We start from the raw sequence: 16,651 nt of genomic DNA, 5'->3' as shown, positions 1-16,651 counted from the left end.
TCGCTCGTATTTTTTCTTTTGAAGAAAATTTAGCCATAAAAAAGTGCACCTCCAATTGTTAGACTGTGTCTAACAATCGGGGTGCACTTCAGTTGGGCGGCTTTTTTCTTATTTATTTTCCTAATGAAATAATAATGAAGTTTCATTTCATATTGCGGTAGATGATAAAGAAGCGATACAAGGTCTTCCTTTGGAACGCAATGCGTGGGCTTGTGGTGATGGAAATGGTTCAGGTAATCGTAAATCCATTAGTGTGGAAATCTGTTACTCTCTAAGCGGTGGTAATAGATATTATAAAGCAGAAGATAATGCAGCTATCGTTGTAGCTCAATTAATGAAACAATACAATATTCCAATTAGTAAGGTTCGCACACACCAATCATGGAATGGAAAGTACTGTCCTCATCGTATGTTAGCTGAAGGACGCTGGAATAATTTTATTGAAAGAGTACAAAATTCATATAATGGGGGAGGAAGTAACGTGAGTGTTGATAATGGAGTTCGCGTGAAAACAGGAGGATTCTCAGATATTGAAGCTTCTAAAAAGCTACTAGAATATGCATTAGCTCGTAAATGGTGGGTAGAACCATTCGTAAATAATGGTGAGTTTTACTACATCACTGGTGGATTATACGAACCACAGCTTTCTGAATTTGAGAAATGGATGAAGGATAATGGTTGGTGGTGTACGAGGATATAAAGTACACCATAGCAGAGGCACAACATACTTATATTACGGATAGTAATACGTACGTGAATATGAAGTAATACGAAGAAAAGACCGCCTATTACGGGCGGTCGATTTTTACTAATTATTTTTTAATGCTTGTTTTAACGTTTCAACTGTTTGTTCAAGCCATTCTATAGGAGTAAGTTTTAAAGAAGGAAAATAAACTTCAGTATAATCTTTAATGAACTCTTCTTTTTCTTGTGTAGATAAATCACTTTTTAAAAATTCAGTTATGTACTTTATAGTATTTTCTATACACACTTTATGAGCTTCTTCTATAAATTCATTTAATGCTTTTTCTGCTGTTCCCATATCTTGATGAAATGTTCCATCTAAAAAATCACTTAATTCTTCATACATATAATCTTTATCATTCATAAGTATCCTCCTAAATTTCTATTTTACGGGATATCCTGTTCGAATATAATTTCCTTGCCCGTCTTTTTTTAAGATAATTTTAGCATTAGTTACTGCAATACAAAGTACACAATAGTAAAGGTAAAACATACTATGTTACTGTAAATGAAGCCTATGTAAACGTCTATTAACCTAGCAACAGCATGACGAAGAAACCGATTCCCACTAAAGAGTCGGTTTCTTACAATTATTATGTCAAACGTGTAATGCTGATACATATTATACGATAAACTCGAAATATTCCGGGAAATCAATGTTATTCATATTTTCTATACCACCATTTTCTTCTATGTGAGCATATATTTTGTGAATGCATTTATATAATAAGGAAATATGTTTCTCAGGCATATCATCTAGTAAAATAAATGCTTCCACACGGTTAGTTGCATTCTTTGCAACTTTAAAATTCCATCTACTATAAAGCTCTGGATTTAACATACAAGATTCAGTATCTGGACCGAAACTGTAAATCACATTTTCTTTATCCTCATTTTCTTTCATTATTGCTATTAGTGGATATCTCCCCATTGTTCTCAACACTCCTTAATCAAAAACTTTATCAAGAGGAACTTTTAAATGCTCATCAAAAGGTATCATTGGCTCAGTTTCAGGTGAATCCCATGGCCGTCCTGAATCAACTGTCTTACGATGTGCTGTTACATAATCAGTTTTAAAAATTCCTTCGAATCGAGATTCAAAGTATTCATGTTTAAGTAATTTTATATCATTTTCATGATGAATACCTTTTTCTAAACGCTGCCAAGCTCTTGCGATTCCATAATCAGGGTCAAATCTATCTATTCCTCGACTAAGAATATGTTCCTTCATAAAAACATGTTCTTTAATACGGTTGATTCTTTCCTCTTTCCAACCAGTATTTTTAGTGATTGCTGCAACGTCAGAATTTGAAGCCCTAATTTCATCATACATTTTTTCTACATGGCGAACACCATCATCATATTGGGTTAGATAATCTCTTGCTCCAGATTGAAGTAATTTTGCATCCTCAGCCATTTTTACTTCTGTAGATAAATCATGTGCTTTATCAGCCGTTTTAGCTACTTTGCGGTCTATGACAACAACCCTGGCACTACCCCCATACACTGGAATCTAAAACATTTGTAAAAAATAGCATAGTTATTACAAAACCTATATCGTTACCAATAAAAGACCTTGAAAGGCAAGCCAATCAAGGTTTCTAAATTTTTTTAAATGTCTAATAAAGTATTCACACCTACATTATTTACTAATAATTCGGTTAGCGAAGGTGCAATTTTCACTGCCTCCTCAACATCCAAATCTGCGAATCTGTTATAGTATATTCCAAAACCATCTTTACCCTGTAGATAGATTAATGCACCACCTCCTTCATCATCACCAATTGCGAGTGAATTCGGGAGATATTTCTGCACTTCATAAGTTTCATTCATTTCAATGCACCCCGAAGCTCCCCAAATTCGAATATAAATTTGGTCGTTAACATTAATTTCAATGTCTGAAGTTAGCTGAATTATTTCTATATATTCTGTAGGTACATCTATTGTCGAAAAATCCTGAAGCGCTTTAATTTCTTCTTCTTTCGAAGGAGATTTTTTGGCATCAATTCTATACACACTACTGATATTATCTAATCTGTTCATTAATAATCAATCCTTTCATATTTAACTCCTAGTTTATTTAGCATCTTGTATTGGTGTTCAAGAAATTGGCTAGTAGTATCACGTGAAAAACCAGCTTTAGTTAAATCGCCTACCATGATTATCTTATCAAAAAAAGTGCTAACAAGTTTGCAAACGAACTTGCTAACACCAATACGAAATAGACATAAAATATCGCTGATATGTCATCTTCAATAATAGCCATAATCAATTAGAACACACTAATCAGAAGTACTCATAAAATCATTAGCAATACATATCATATTATTGGAAAAGATATTGATGTTATAGGAAGTGAAAAGCTGAGCATTCTATTAAAAAGGATGTTCTTTTTTTGAAAGCAAATTATAAATAAAAATAGGATGAATGTTTTTAGACTTATTAGCTACTAGATTATAAAGTTAACTTGGGGGAGAGTATATGAAGGTTATCTTTAAGAGAGAAGGCGGAGGGAAAATATTTGAATCATCAGATGAAAATATAAGCGATCTATTAGCTGTATTAAAGGAAACAAAAGGGATTAAGATTGGGGTGGTTGAGTATAAAGTATTAGAATATAAATTGGAGTATTATCGGCATCCGAAAAAAGGAGAAACAGAGAGGGAGTTACATATTATAATGCAGCCTATACATATTAATTAAATGGTAGTGACAATAGTCGATTATATATCTTGTAGAGTAATATATACAGATTGGATTTAATGAATTTTAATAAAATTATGTATGAAAAAAGAGCGCCAAAAGCGCTTCTTTTTCATAGTAAACTATGAGGAATAAAGTGTTTTACATCATAAGCTTTTTAAGATTTGTGAGTTTGTTCATAATAAAAGTATATGCTTAAGTTGTTGGGGTGGTGATGAAGATAAGGAAAAAAGTAGGGGGATTGAAATTAAAAATAAATCATTTTGATATAGATGAAATTTGTATTCCGGAAAGAACGTTAGTCAGGATAGAAAAGTAAAGTTAGAAATATATTTTATTAGAAAAAAGCGACTTCACTTCAGGTGAAGTCGTTTTTGTAGTTGCTACACGTATTTTGTCTTGCGATAGGAAGTGTAAAAAACTTAATTGGTCAGGGTGAATAATCAATGGGAATGGACAAACTATATTGATTTAAGTTTCATTTTGTTAAAAAAATATGCATGTTCCTCTTTCTTAAGAACGTTAGTTCGTGTATAATTAGAACAAACGTTCTTTAGTTGGGGAGTCATAATTAATACCTACAATTCATGAATAATTGTAAGTTTGAACACTACTTATAAATAAGAGATGGACAGAGTGTATTTAAAAGTGAAATTTCTTTTTATATAGAATCGATAGATATAAAAAATCGAGGGGATAAAGAAAATGAATCAAGTAAAGATGCAGACAAAAGGAAGAGAGTGGGTTCCGTTTACAGTAATGTCGGAACAATTGCTTAGTATACGAGAGGGGATTAGAGAGAAATTAAGAGTAAAGAGACCGATATTAACGAATGAAGCGAAAGAGAGAATTTCTGATAAATTGTTAACTTCATTATTGTCTGAAGAAGAGATGTTAGTGACATATTTTGAAGAAGGGTACATACTTACAAGTTATATGACAGTGGTTCATATAAATCCAATTCAGCAGGATGTAGTTTGTACAGATGCTTTTTATAAAACGTATGTATTTTCTATTGTGGACATAATTGATGTAACATAAAAGAAGCTGGATTTTGAAATTTAGCTTCTTTTATTTTTCTTAGTAGAGATGAATAAGGAAATAGCCACATGAAAAAGCAGCTAGATACAAGCTAGCTGCTTAGCCCCAGGGAAAGGGAGAAAGAGATTGGTACTCAAAAAATCAACGATAGCTGTTTAACAGCCTGTGTATAGTATGGACAAATCTAAATATGTTATACAAAAAAGATTGAAGAATTGTTTAGGCCGTACCAACTTGGTTTTGATCTGCAAGGTCAGAATCGAATGTATTCGTTGCACTAACACCACTAAAAGTATTAACTACAAAACCAACGTTAGATGCGCCAGAGCCGTTATAAGCTTTCGTATTCTCTTTTGGAGAAACATTGTAGAAATCACCTAAGTTGAAAGATCCGTTACTATTTTGTACAACTAAATTGCCTACAACTGAGGGCATGATTTTCACCTACTTTTTAAGTAATTGTTAACACTACTATATGACGTTTTAGTCCAAAGGGTTCATTTAACAAATATTACGGAGTAGAAAAACGTTTGAGGCTTTGTTTAATCAACTTATCAAAAAGTATGTTAAAATTAACGAAGAGTTGAACATTAAAAAGAATAAATTTGTATAATTGATATATACGAAAAAAGAAGGAGGCAAAATGTTATAAATAATGTTATGAAAAAAGTAGATTTAACAGATGCAAAATCAAGTAATCTTGTTGCACTTATTTATAGTAATGATGTTACATTGGTTGAAAAAGCATTTTGTCCTAATGAAATAAAATTAAAGTTAAATGAAATAGCAATTTTATCGGCAATTAAAACAGCACATATTACGAAAGTATCTATAAGGAAAGAACTCGAAGTGATTTTTCATGATACCGGTGTTTTGTTAGTAAAACACAACGCGGATAATAATAGTAGTCAGTCTATAACAATGCATTTTGAACAATTTAAAAAGTTGCAAAATGAAATTGAGAATTTACATAAAAGTATGCAATTAGACTAAGTGAAAATTCTTCGATAGGGTAGGTTATATTATGTTGAAAAAGTGGATTGGAAAATATTTAGATGAATCGAACTGTAAACATAAATATAGCTTCATTAGGATGCAGGATAATGAAGATTATAAAAATGGTAAATTGGGTGTAGCCTATATTTATCGGTGTGAGAAATGCGGGAAAGAGAAAATAAAATTTAAAAATAATAATGATTTAAACATTGATTTTTTTGATTGATAAACAAAAAGAGAAAGTAAAATAGTATTCACTGTTTTGAAGGACAAGCATATATTAAAGTATATAAGAAGCATTTGCTAATTACATCTTCATCGAAAAACTCCTTGCCAAAAAAGAGCGCCTGAAAGGTGCTCTTTTTGTATCACCCTGCTATTTGTGGGCAGTAAGACTGGAAGCAAAGAAGTTAGGTAGGAGTAGGTCTGCCGATAAAAGTCCGATTGGTGAGGGCTAATAATCAGCGGGGGATGGGCAAAAACACCACTGATTAAAGTTTCACTATAGTAGCACATTATGTGATGCACAAAATTACATATGTAAAATAAAATAATGAATTAAAGGTGATATTTACTTATTTTAATTGCACAAGAAAATTTTATTATAGGTGATGGGAAATGAATCCACGCGGTTTAGAATTGACAGGGGCATGGTTTCAAGTAGGAGGAAATCTTACGGCAGCTATTGGAACAACAAGAGGATTTATAGGAGAAGAAAAGATTGAATCGGATCTGGTTATTGTAGGGAGTTCATTACAAGCCCTCGGCTATATATTACAAATTGTAGCATATATTAATACAAAAGATGAAGGTAAACGAGGGAATCAAGATGAACGTATGGATAATAAAAGTAAAGAGTTAGGGGAAACGGGGATTGAGCTATTAGCTTTAGGTAATATTTCAAATGTAATAGGAACGTATTTTAATGTAAATGAACAAACGCAAGAAAATGATTATCTTATAATTACAGGGAACAGTTTACAATCGATTGGAGCTTTTTTAGGAGTAGAAGTAGCCTTGCGTGAGGTGAATGCAATTCAGCGAGTCATTGTACTAGGGAATTCTATGCAAAGTTTAGGAGCGGGATTACAAGCGTATCAAGGTATTTACAATATATCAAAAGAAGAAAAGGATAATGAAGACTTCGGTAAAGATAAAGAGAATCAGCGCATAATAGGACTTATTGGTATTTGGATACAAGCAATAGGAACTGTTATTTCAGCAATTGGATTAACCGAAATAATAGAAGAAGAAAGATTAGAATCTAAGAAAAGACGTTGAGATACTCATTTCATTGTAATTTGGAGTATTTCAATTTTATAAGTGGGACAAGATTGATGTGATAATTCTTTTTGTAGGCTTTTTCATATGGGTGTAGAATATGTAAATAGAAGAAAAGGTGAATATTGCTACTGGATGTTAGTGAATGGTTTCTCATCTATTTGTACTTATATATCTGATATTCGTAATAATGAATTCTAATTTGCACTTGTGGAAATAAAATGATTTTGTAGGTTTGAAAGTGCAGGAAATGAATGGGTGAAAATTGAAAAATAAACATTAAGGGGGTTTTTAAGGCATGATGTACTTATTGGCAATTCTTCTTCCGCCGGTAGCTGTTTTATTGTGCGGAAAGCCGTTTCAAGCGATTATTAATTTCATTTTAACCCTAATATTCTGGGTTCCAGGAGCTATACACGCAGTTCTTGTTGTACATGATAAAAAAGCCGATCGGCGCCTAAAAAGACAAATTCAGGCGTATGATGAAATTAATAAGAGAAATAGAAGGTAAATGGATATTGAAAATATTAAAAAAGAAAGGGGAGTTTCCCTCCTTTCTTTTTTGTATGTTACTCAAGTTTAAATTTTAGTGTAGCGGAAAGAATTTTTAATATAAGTATTATGGTAATAACTTTTAGATTGCGCGTTTAAAAAGCCGGTGTAAATGCTTTCTGGTACGTTAAAGAAATCATACATACCATTCTTTAGTTGGATTCTTAAAATCATAGAAAAAGGGTTATAGCCAACAGCAACTATATTTTTTGATATAACGGGAGATAATTTCATCATTACGCAACTCCTTACTTTTCATTTAAGGTGTTTTCTTGTAGATAAGGGGATTGTGGTATTGAAATCCTTATAATTAAAGAGGTATTATACTTATATGTAAGATATTAAATGTTCGTTATGCGTAATTATAAGGAAGTTCACACGAAGTACATATAGTTGTGCTATTTTTATTTCACCTTTGATTTATTAATAAGAAAATATTGACCATTTGAAAAAAAGGTATATTATTTATACGAGGTATTAAAATTCACTTCTTACATTCTATGCTTAAAGGGGCAGTATTATTAGAAAAAATAGAGGTGAATATAGTTTGTATAAGAAGTATTCCAAAATTTATAATCTGTGAATTGGGAAAATATTGAATGCTTCCGGTTAAGAAACTTTCTAAATATAAGTATATTTGTGAAGGTGATCTCAATATTTTATGTAAATCAACGGGAGAATTGAAAGGCAGGAGAAAGTAACATGTCAGAAAATTATCGTTCTCGAGAGGAGCGACGACAAGTTCAAAAGAAAAAACAGCCAGCTTCTAAAGAAACAAAACCAAAAGGTAAAACATCGTTTTTTCGTAAGTTTTTAATCAGTTGTTTACTACTTGGTATTGTAGGTTTAGTGGCAGGGGTTGCTACCTTTTTCGTTATGATAAAGGATGCGCCAAAACTTGAGAAAGCAAAACTTGTTAATCCGTTATCCTCAAAAATTTATGATAAAGACGGGGAATTGGTATATGAATATGGGAAAGAAAAACGAACGAATGTTACGTATGATCAAATTCCTAAATTAGTAGAAAATGCATTTTTAGCGACAGAAGACGCACGTTTTTACGAGCATAGCGGGGTAGACTTTAAAGGTACTGCCCGTGCGGTTTTAGTCAGTCTTAAAGGAGATTATGGCTCTCAAGGTGGAAGTACGATAACGCAGCAAGTTATAAAAAACTACTTCTTATCGATGGACAAAACGCCAAAGCGTAAGGCTCAGGAAATATATTTAGCTTATAAGCTTGAACAACAGTATTCAAAACATGAAATATTAGAGATGTATTTAAATAAAATTAATTTAGGTAACCGTTCATATGGAATCGCAACAGCAGCGCAAAACTACTACGGTAAAGAATTGAAAGAATTAACATTACCAGAAGTTGCGATGCTTGCCGGTTTACCGAAAGCACCGAATAACTATGATCCAACGAAAAAAGAAAATGTTGAAAAGGCAACAGAAAGAAGAAATGTTGTACTAGGATTAATGAATCGACATGGTTATATTACAAAGGCAGAAATGGAAGAAGCATCAAAAGTTCCAGTAACAGAGGGGCTTAAGCCTGCAACTGCACTACAAGCGATGCCACATACTGCATTTATGGATGCAGTTGTGAAGGAAGTTGAAAAAGAAATACCTGATGTTAATATTGGATCTGACGGTTTAGAAATTTATACGACATTAGATCGGAAAGCACAGGATTATGCTGATCAGCTTTTAAATGCAAATATTATTAATTATCCAAATGAGAACTTCCAAGGGGCCTTCACATTTATGGATACGAAAACAGGAGAAGTACGCGCTATAGGTAGTGGTCGTGGGGAAAATAAAGCTGTATTTAAAGGACATAATATGGCAATTGAATTAGATCGCTCAGCAGGTTCTACGATGAAACCAATCTTTGATTACGCTCCTGCGATTGAATATTTAAAATGGGCTACTTATCATCAAATTGATGACTCTCCATTTAAATACTCAACTGGTCAAGAAGTAAGAAATGCAGATAGAAAATATTTAGGACAGGTTACAATGCGTGATGCATTAAAAATGTCGCGTAATATTCCAGCGATTAAAACTGCAAAAGAAGTGGGAATTAGTAAATCGAAAGACTTCTCTGAAAAATTAGGAATTACATTTAATTCGGCACCGACTGAATCAACAGCGATTGGTACAAATGAAGTGTCACCAACTGAAATGGCAGGTGCTTATGCGGCATTTGGTAATGATGGAAAGTATACAAAACCGCATTTTGTTAAGAAAGTTGTTTATCCAGACGGTAAATCAAAAAGCTTTGAGCAAAAGTCAAAACGAGTTATGGCAGATTCTACAGCATATATGATTACTGATATGCTTCGTTCTGTTGTTAATTCTGGTACGGGTACATCTGCAAATATAGATTCTTTAGATGTAGCTGGTAAAACAGGTACAACAAACTATTCTTCTAAACAAATAGCGCAGTATAATCTACCAGAAAGTGCAACTCGTGATAGTTGGTTTGCAGGATATACGCCGCAATATACGATGGCAGTATGGACTGGATATATGAAAGATAGTAAAGACGATTATATTAGTAGTAAAAATACAAAAATTGCTCAATTAATCTTTAAACAAATGATGAGCGAGTATGCTACAGATACATCGCGCTTTAAAATGCCAAGTAGTGTTATTCAAGAAGGTAGTGAGCTACGTATAAAAGGTGAAAAACGTGATTCATCTCCAAATACGAGCGTACCGGATACAACGGAACAACCAAAACAGGACCAACAGCAAAAAACTGAAGAAGAGAAAAATCAAGAGGAACTAAAGAAACAGGAAGAACTTAAGAAACAAGAAGAGCAAAAGAAGCAAGATGAACTTAAGAAGCAGGAAGAGCAAAAGAAACAAGAGGAACAGAATAAGCAAAATGAACAAAACAATGGAAATGGTCAAGGAACTCCAACCCCACCAACTAGTGGAGGTGGCCAAGGAACTCCAACCCCACCAACTAGTGGAGGTGGCCAAGGAACTCCAACCCCACCAACTAGTGGAGGTGGTCAAGGAACTCCAACCCCACCAACTACCGGCGGGAACACAGGAGAGGCTCCTTCCAATAATGGACAATAAATAATGTATTTAAAAAGCACCAAAGGTACCGGAAAAACGGTTCCTTTGGTGCTTTTTGTATTATAAAGAGTAATATTATTTTTAAATGTTAAAAGTACCATAGAAATTTTGAAAGTAAATTGACGGGAAATGATAAAAAATTTGAGTCGGAGGTATTGGATGGCTAGGGCTATAAAAAGTAGTACTACTAGGATGTGTACCATGATGCCAAAATGAAGGGGTGACTTGGTCAGTCGATTGATATTGTTGCCAAGCGGCAGGAAGTTCGATACCAACATCAGAACTAGCTGTATGAACGGCAGGAACATGTATTGAGGGAACTGATGGGACCGTAGCAGTTATTCTTGGTGATACCCACATGAAAACGATCACTCCTAAGTTTCAATGATAAAGTAGTATATTCTTTTAATACTTATAAAGGTACTTACATATAGGACTTTCGGTTAAAACATACGTACAAAGTCGTAAGACCAATGTGAATTGATGGTGGACTATTTATTATGAAAAGATACGTCTAATAGCGGAGGGAAAAGGAATATGAAAAATATACAATGGATGTGTTGATCGTAGTATTTTACGTGTTTATGGAGGGATTTTAATGGAACGATTATGGACGAAATCATTTATCCAAATGACTGTCGCGATGTTATTTTTATTTACAGGGTTTTATTTGCTTGTTCCAACGCTCCCGCTCTTTATTAAAGAAATAGGTGGGAATGAATCTCAAGTTGGACTGATGATGGGAATGTTTACGATAGCCGCAGTTGTAATTCGCCCGATTATTGGAGGTATGTTAGATAAATATGGTAGGAAATCTTTTATTATTTGGGGCCTTATCTTTTTTGGACTAACAATGTTTTCCTATAATTTAGCATCAACTATTTTATTCTTAGCGTTTTTACGTGTTATTCATGGGGTAACATGGGCCGTTTCTACAACGGCTGTTGGAACAGCAATAACTGATATTATTCCAGATTCACGCCGCGGAGAAGGAATGGGCTGGTATGGAATGTCGATGACAATTGCAATGGCGATCGGCCCGATGATTGGATTATGGGTTGTACAAAAGTATTCATTTCATGGTCTATTCTTATTAGCAACTCTTTTATCTTTTATGGCGGTCGTATTATCATTAATAACAAAGATGCCGTTTGCACCACAAAAAGAAAAAGGGAAAATTCAGCTGTTTGAAAAATCCGTTTTATCAATTACGATTGTTGTTTTCTTTTTATCTTTTGCATATGGAGGAATTACAACGTTTTTACCGTTATTTGCATCATCAATTGATGTGAATCCTGGCACATTCTTTCTTGTATATGCAATTGCCTTAACAATTGTAAGGCCAATTTCAGGTAAATTATTAGATAAATATGGAGAAGTATTTATCATACTCCCAACATTATGTATTACCATTTTAGCTATAGTTGTACTAACGATTTCAAATAGTGTAATGGGTGTAATTGTCGCAGCGGCATTATATGGTGTTGGATTCGGTTCAGCACAGCCCGCTTTGCAAGCAGCGATGCTTACAATTGTTGCTCCTAGTAAAAGAGGAGTTGCTAACGCTTCATTCTTTACCGCATTTGATTTAGGTATTGGATTAGGTGCGATTTTACTTGGATTTGTTTCACAAATATTTGGTTACCGCTTTTTATTCGCAGGTAGTGCAATTTCAGGATTAATAGCTTTAATTATATTTGTCATTTTTGTAAAACAGCGATTAGGAAAAAAAGAATTGGCGTAAAGATGAAAATTTCAATTGATCATGAAGCTCTACAATTGTTTAAGGAAGAATTGCGTATAAAGCATGATGAATCTATTCTATTTATCCCGCATTAACGAGCAGTAAGACCTCCACCTCAAAATTCTGCAAATGCAAGAAAGTTAGGCAGGAGATCAACTGCTCGTAAAAGCCCGATTGGTTCAACTAATAATCAGTGGGGGAGGGACAAAACCCCCACTGATTAAAGTTTCACTTTATTGTAAGATACGGAGGGAATAGCTCAATTCAGCCCGGATATTCTTTAGGGATTGCTACTGAGAAACCAGATGGGGATGTAGTATCAATTGAAATAGATGGTATTCGATTTTTTGTAGATTTTGATGACCTTTGGTATTTTCAAAACTATGATTTAGTTGTAAGTTATCATATAGAAACGGAAGAAATTCAATTTAATTATGTAAAATAATAACTTTATTAAAAATAAATAAATTTTATATAAGAATTATATTTAGGGAATTGTGAAATAAATATCATATGGAAACGAGCTGTATATGTGTACAGCTCGTTTTTTATTTGAAAAAGAAAATAGGGGGTAAAGCTATATTTTGTGGGATTTTATGGAATATCGTTATATTTTGGTTCAGAAAAAATAGTACAAAGTCGGTCCTTTCGTTATAAAATATAAAAATTATTTTTGGAAAATTGTATTATTACAGCAATAAAAGTATAGGAAACTTATCATTATAAAATAAATTGAAATCTTCTAAAAACTCTGATACATTGAAATAGAAATGTAGTTCCACAGTATTGTAAAGGCTTACAGTTATGTGCACGAAGATCTATTAGGATTGGAGGAAATAATGATGAAAGCTGAAGAAAAATTTTCCCCGGGATTAGATGGTGTAGTAGCAGCGGAGACGAAAATTTCGTTTCTTGACACAGTAAAAGGTGAAATTGTAATTCAAGGGTATGATTTAATCGAACTCTCAAAAACAAAAGAGTATTTAGACATTGTGCACCTATTATTAGAAGAACATCTACCAAATGAGGATGAGAAAGCAACACTTGAAAAGAAATTAAAAGAAGAATATGCAGTACCAGAAGGTGTATTCAACGTGCTAAAGGCATTGCCTAAAGAAACGCATCCCATGGATGGATTACGTACAGGTGTGTCTGCATTAGCTGGCTACGATAATGATATCGAAAACCGCTCGTTAGAAGTGAATAAAAGTAGAGGGTACAAGCTTTTAAGTAAGGTGCCTAACATTGTGGCGAATAGCTATCATATTTTAAATAATGAGGAGCCTATCGAACCTCTTCAGGAATTATCATACAGTGCGAATTTCTACTATATGTTAACTGGGAAAAAACCAACTGAACTTGAGGAGAAGATCTTTGATCGTTCCCTTGTTTTATATAGCGAACATGAAATGCCAAACTCTACATTTACCGCTCGCGTAATTGCATCAACACAATCAGATTTATATGGTGCTTTAACAGGTGCAGTTGCATCTTTAAAAGGAAGTTTACATGGTGGTGCGAATGAAGCCGTTATGTACATGCTATTAGAAGCTGGTAATGTTGAGAAATTTGAAGAGTTATTACAGAAAAAACTTTATAACAAAGAAAAAATCATGGGCTTTGGACATCGCGTGTATATGAAGAAGATAGATCCAAGAGCGCTTATGATGAAGGAAGCTTTAAAGCAGTTATGTGATGTAAAAGGTGATTATACACTATATGAAATGTGTGAAGCTGGAGAGAAGATTATGGAGAAGGAAAAAGGAATTTATCCGAATCTTGATTATTATGCTGCTCCAGTATATTGGATGCTTGGTATTCCGATTCAACTTTACACACCAATTTTCTTTAGTTCTAGAACAGTAGGACTATGTGCGCACGTTATTGAGCAACATGCGAACAACCGATTGTTCCGTCCGCGTGTAAACTACATTGGCGAGCGACATGTGCTTAGTAAATAAGAACAACTGGGGAGTTGTTAGCGCCGCCCGCCAGATGGGTGTTTGACCGACACCCATCATTAATAATAACGAATTTTCGACAGAAAGGGAAGAATAGCATGATTAAAACAAACGAAATTAAACAAAAAGATGCATTATTAGAAGAAATTACGGATTATGTATTAAATAAAGAGGTTACAAGTGCAGAAGCATTCAGTACTGCTCGCTACGTATTACTTGATACGCTTGGATGCGGAATTTTGGCACTACAATATCCAGAGTGTACGAAATTACTAGGACCAGTTGTACCAGGAACTATCGTGCCAAACGGTACACGTGTACCAGGTACGTCTTATGTGCTAGATCCAGTAAAAGGTGCCTTTAATATCGGATGTATGATCCGTTGGTTAGATTATAACGATACATGGCTTGCAGCAGAATGGGGACATCCATCTGATAACTTAGGCGGAATTTTAGCAGTTGCAGATTATATTAGTCGCGTTCGTATTTCAGAAGGAAAAGAACCTTTAAAAGTACGTGAAGTATTAGAAATGATGATTAAAGCACATGAAATTCAAGGTGTACTTGCTTTAGAAAATAGTTTAAACCGTGTTGGTCTTGACCACGTATTATACGTAAAAGTAGCAACAACTGCTGTAGTTGCGAAAATGCTTGGTGGAACACGTGAAGAAATCTTTAATGCATTATCACATGCATGGATTGATAATTCTAGTCTTCGTACATATCGTCATGCTCCAAATACTGGCTCACGTAAATCATGGGCAGCAGGTGATGCGACGAGCCGCGGTGTTCATCTTGCAATGACTGCTCTAAAAGGTGAAATGGGTTACCCAACAGCATTATCTGCGCCAGGATGGGGATTCCAAGATGTATTATTTAACAAGCAAGAATTAAAATTAGCTAGACCACTAGAGTCATATGTAATGGAAAATGTATTATTTAAAGTGTCATATCCAGCAGAATTCCATGCACAAACAGCTGCAGAATGTGCAGTGAAGTTGCACCCGGAAATTAAAGAAAGATTAGATGAAATTGATCGTATTACAATTACAACTCATGAATCAGCAATTCGTATTATCGATAAAGAAGGTCCATTAAATAACCCAGCTGATCGTGATCATTGCTTACAATACATTACGGCAATCGGTTTATTAAAAGGTGATATCGTTGCGGACGATTATGAGGATGCAGTAGCAAACGATCCACGTGTAGATGAATTACGTAATAAGATGGTTGTTGTTGAAAATAAACAGTACAGTTTAGATTACCTTGACCCGAACAAGCGCTCAATCGCCAACGCTGTTCAAGTTCACTTTAAAGATGGTACTGTAACAGAAAATGTGGAATGTGAATATCCACTTGGCCACCGTTTCCGTAGAGACGAAGCAATTCCAAAAGTTGTTCAAAAATTCACTGCAAATATGGCAGGTCATTATTCTAGTAAGCAGCAAGAACAAATTCATGAAGCTTGTTTAAATGAAGAGAAACTAGAAAATATGAATGTCAACGAATTTGTAGATCTATTCTTAATTTAATAATAGGGGGAATATAGAATGGCTTGGGTTGTGAATAAACAGTCAACACAAGAGGAGCTTGCGAATCGCTTCCGAGCTTTAGTAGAAGCAAATGAAATTTTGCAAATTCCAGGTGCTCATGATGCAATGGCTGCTCTTGTTGCGAAAAATACAGGTTTTTCAGCTCTTTATTTATCTGGAGCTGCTTATACTGCAAGTAAAGGACTACCAGATTTAGGAATCGTGACGTCTACTGAAGTAGCAGAGAGAGCAAGGGATCTAGTAAGAGCTACAGATTTACCAGTTCTTGTTGACATAGATACAGGATTTGGTGGAGTACTAAACGTAGCGAGAACAGCTGTAGAAATGGTGGAAGCGAAAGTTGCGGCTGTTCAAATTGAAGATCAACAATTACCAAAGAAATGTGGACATTTAAATGGTAAGAAACTTGTTACTACAGAAGAATTAGTTCAAAAAATTAAAGCGATTAAAGAAGTTGCACCAAGCTTATATATTGTAGCGCGCACAGATGCTCGCGGAGTAGAAGGATTAGATGCAGCGATTGAAAGAGCGAACGCATATGTAAAAGCAGGAGCAGATGCAATTTTCCCAGAAGCGCTTCAATCGGAAGAAGAATTCCGATTATTTACTAGCAAAGTGAATGCACCTTTACTAGCAAATATGACTGAGTTCGGCAAAACACCATATTATAGTGCGGAGGAATTCGCAAATATGGGCTTCCAAATGGTGATTTACCCTGTAACTTCACTTCGCGTTGCTGCAAAAGCATATGAGAATGTATTTACATTAATTAAAGAGACTGGCTCACAAAAAGATGCACTTTCTAATATGCAAACGAGAAGTGAGTTATATGAAACAATTTCATATCATGACTTTGAAGAATTAGATACTGGAATTGCAAAAACAGTATTATCTGAAGATCAATAGGTAGAAGGACTAAGGCGATGAGAATACATCTTTGGCAAAACGAAATGCTTGATGTGAAAATTCATCGCCTT

18 protein-coding genes and 3 pseudogenes are annotated in these 16,651 nt (G+C 34.3%); 14 read left to right on the top strand and 7 right to left on the bottom strand.

All coding sequences use genetic code 11. From position 1 onward, the window contains the following. Nucleotides 1-127: 127 nt before the first annotated feature. A pseudogene (locus MR109_RS30230) lies at nt 128-700 on the top strand (peptidoglycan recognition protein family protein); the annotation flags it as partial. Between the two features lie 108 nt (nt 701-808). Here MR109_RS30230 and MR109_RS16810 read toward each other — a convergent pair. After that, complete coding sequence (locus MR109_RS16810; RefSeq protein WP_025149338.1) at nt 809-1,108, bottom strand: contact-dependent growth inhibition system immunity protein; 300 nt, start codon at nt 1,106-1,108, stop codon at nt 809-811. A 95-nt stretch (nt 1,109-1,203) separates the two neighbouring features. Here MR109_RS16810 and MR109_RS16805 point away from each other — a divergent pair. Continuing rightward, nucleotides 1,204-1,278 (top strand): annotated as a pseudogene (locus tag MR109_RS16805) (N-acetylmuramoyl-L-alanine amidase); the annotation flags it as partial. 88 nt (nt 1,279-1,366) lie between these two features. Here MR109_RS16805 and MR109_RS16800 read toward each other — a convergent pair. From MR109_RS16800 to MR109_RS16790, 3 genes are all read right to left on the bottom strand, one after another. Further along, nucleotides 1,367-1,675, bottom strand: coding sequence for a hypothetical protein (locus MR109_RS16800; RefSeq protein ID WP_025151296.1), 309 nt, complete (start codon nt 1,673-1,675; stop codon nt 1,367-1,369). A 15-nt stretch (nt 1,676-1,690) separates the two neighbouring features. Next, complete coding sequence (locus tag MR109_RS16795) at nt 1,691-2,161, bottom strand: hypothetical protein (protein ID WP_242273160.1); 471 nt, start codon at nt 2,159-2,161, stop codon at nt 1,691-1,693. 194 nt (nt 2,162-2,355) lie between these two features. Continuing rightward, nucleotides 2,356-2,787, bottom strand: coding sequence for an SMI1/KNR4 family protein (locus MR109_RS16790; protein ID WP_242273158.1), 432 nt, complete (start codon nt 2,785-2,787; stop codon nt 2,356-2,358). A gap of 438 nt (nt 2,788-3,225) precedes the next feature. Here MR109_RS16790 and MR109_RS16785 point away from each other — a divergent pair, with 438 nt between their 5' ends. Both MR109_RS16785 and MR109_RS16780 read left to right on the top strand, forming a co-directional pair. Then, on the top strand, nt 3,226-3,447 hold the full coding sequence (locus tag MR109_RS16785) for a hypothetical protein (protein WP_242273155.1): 222 nt from the start codon (nt 3,226-3,228) through the stop codon (nt 3,445-3,447). Between the two features lie 705 nt (nt 3,448-4,152). Further along, on the top strand, nt 4,153-4,488 hold the full coding sequence (locus MR109_RS16780; RefSeq protein WP_242273153.1) for a YolD-like family protein: 336 nt from the start codon (nt 4,153-4,155) through the stop codon (nt 4,486-4,488). A gap of 219 nt (nt 4,489-4,707) precedes the next feature. Here the strand turns inward: MR109_RS16780 and gerPF are convergent, their stop codons facing one another. Further along, entirely contained in the window at nt 4,708-4,923 is a 216-nt protein-coding gene (gene gerPF, locus MR109_RS16775) for a spore germination protein GerPF (RefSeq protein ID WP_001141569.1), read from the bottom strand. 213 nt (nt 4,924-5,136) lie between these two features. Between gerPF and MR109_RS16770 the strand changes: the two genes are divergently transcribed. From MR109_RS16770 to MR109_RS16755, 4 genes are all read left to right on the top strand, one after another. Then, nucleotides 5,137-5,481 carry a hypothetical protein gene (locus tag MR109_RS16770; protein WP_002171833.1) on the top strand — a complete coding sequence of 115 codons (345 nt, stop codon included), beginning with the start codon at nt 5,137-5,139 and terminating at the stop codon, nt 5,479-5,481. Nucleotides 5,482-5,512: 31 nt separating this feature from the next. After that, on the top strand, nt 5,513-5,710 hold the full coding sequence (locus MR109_RS16765) for a hypothetical protein (RefSeq protein ID WP_098474551.1): 198 nt from the start codon (nt 5,513-5,515) through the stop codon (nt 5,708-5,710). Nucleotides 5,711-6,102: 392 nt separating this feature from the next. Further along, nucleotides 6,103-6,765: a DUF6944 family repetitive protein gene (locus MR109_RS16760; RefSeq protein WP_098474550.1), complete on the top strand. Its 663-nt coding sequence runs from the start codon at nt 6,103-6,105 to the stop codon at nt 6,763-6,765. Between the two features lie 298 nt (nt 6,766-7,063). After that, a complete protein-coding gene (locus MR109_RS16755; RefSeq protein WP_002171836.1) occupies nt 7,064-7,276 on the top strand; it encodes a YqaE/Pmp3 family membrane protein in 213 nt (70 codons plus the stop codon). Nucleotides 7,277-7,344: 68 nt separating this feature from the next. On the opposite strand, the gene MR109_RS16750 is transcribed toward MR109_RS16755, so the two are convergent. Continuing rightward, nucleotides 7,345-7,554 carry a KTSC domain-containing protein gene (locus tag MR109_RS16750; RefSeq protein ID WP_141548711.1) on the bottom strand — a complete coding sequence of 70 codons (210 nt, stop codon included), beginning with the start codon at nt 7,552-7,554 and terminating at the stop codon, nt 7,345-7,347. A gap of 465 nt (nt 7,555-8,019) precedes the next feature. Here MR109_RS16750 and MR109_RS16745 point away from each other — a divergent pair, with 465 nt between their 5' ends. Beyond that, the gene (locus MR109_RS16745; protein WP_242273151.1) at nt 8,020-10,413 is read left to right on the top strand and encodes a transglycosylase domain-containing protein; all 2,394 of its coding nucleotides are present in this window, start codon (nt 8,020-8,022) and stop codon (nt 10,411-10,413) included. 81 nt (nt 10,414-10,494) lie between these two features. Here the strand turns inward: MR109_RS16745 and MR109_RS16740 are convergent, their stop codons facing one another. Beyond that, a complete protein-coding gene (locus MR109_RS16740; RefSeq protein ID WP_242273148.1) occupies nt 10,495-10,773 on the bottom strand; it encodes a hypothetical protein in 279 nt (92 codons plus the stop codon). Between the two features lie 238 nt (nt 10,774-11,011). On the opposite strand from MR109_RS16740, the gene MR109_RS16735 reads away from it, so the two are divergent. From MR109_RS16735 to prpB, 5 genes and pseudogenes are all read left to right on the top strand, one after another. Then, nucleotides 11,012-12,157, top strand: coding sequence for an MFS transporter (locus tag MR109_RS16735; protein WP_242273146.1), 1,146 nt, complete (start codon nt 11,012-11,014; stop codon nt 12,155-12,157). A gap of 232 nt (nt 12,158-12,389) precedes the next feature. Next, nucleotides 12,390-12,602: pseudogene (locus tag MR109_RS16725) on the top strand (HesB/YadR/YfhF family protein); the annotation flags it as partial. 394 nt (nt 12,603-12,996) lie between these two features. Then, entirely contained in the window at nt 12,997-14,118 is a 1,122-nt protein-coding gene (gene mmgD, locus MR109_RS16720; protein WP_242273144.1) for a citrate synthase, read from the top strand. Nucleotides 14,119-14,216: 98 nt separating this feature from the next. Next, a complete protein-coding gene (gene prpD / locus MR109_RS16715; RefSeq protein WP_000598132.1) occupies nt 14,217-15,653 on the top strand; it encodes a 2-methylcitrate dehydratase in 1,437 nt (478 codons plus the stop codon). 18 nt (nt 15,654-15,671) lie between these two features. After that, nucleotides 15,672-16,580 (top strand): methylisocitrate lyase, encoded by a 909-nt coding sequence (gene prpB, locus MR109_RS16710; protein WP_002031847.1) that lies wholly within the window; start codon nt 15,672-15,674, stop codon nt 16,578-16,580. The last annotated feature ends 71 nt before the right edge of the window (nt 16,581-16,651 follow it).

It is taken from the genome of Bacillus cereus group sp. BfR-BA-01310 (genome assembly GCF_022664325.1).
In the GTDB taxonomy this organism is placed as follows: Bacteria; Bacillota; Bacilli; order Bacillales; family Bacillaceae_G; genus Bacillus_A; species Bacillus_A paramycoides.
This window is presented reverse-complemented; position numbering and strand designations above follow the sequence as displayed.